1 protein-coding gene is annotated in these 255 nt (G+C 52.9%); it reads right to left on the minus strand.

The window, feature by feature from the left end:
• The coding region (locus V6C16_RS14805; protein ID WP_333543638.1) for a DDE-type integrase/transposase/recombinase at positions 1-255 on the minus strand (255 nt) is incomplete at both ends.

The raw sequence follows: 255 nt of genomic DNA on the forward strand, positions 1-255 counted from the left end.
CACGATAAGAGCCTGGCACTTATGTATTCCGGGCCGTTATCGCAGCGAATTTCTTGCGGGCAGCCACGCCACTCGATGATTTGCTCCAGTGTTCGCACCACGCGTTCGGCTGGAAGCGAGAAGTCTAGCTCAATCCCAAGCCCTTCACGGTTAAAGTCGTCAATAACGTTCAACAGCCTGATCGTTCGCCCGTCCCGGAGTTGGTCATGCATAAAATCCATTGACCATACCTGATTAGCAGACTCCGGTACGCTT

Origin of the sequence: Desulfovibrio sp. 1188_IL3213 (assembly GCF_036763145.1) — a bacterium.
Lineage (GTDB): Bacteria > Desulfobacterota > Desulfovibrionia > Desulfovibrionales > Desulfovibrionaceae > Desulfovibrio.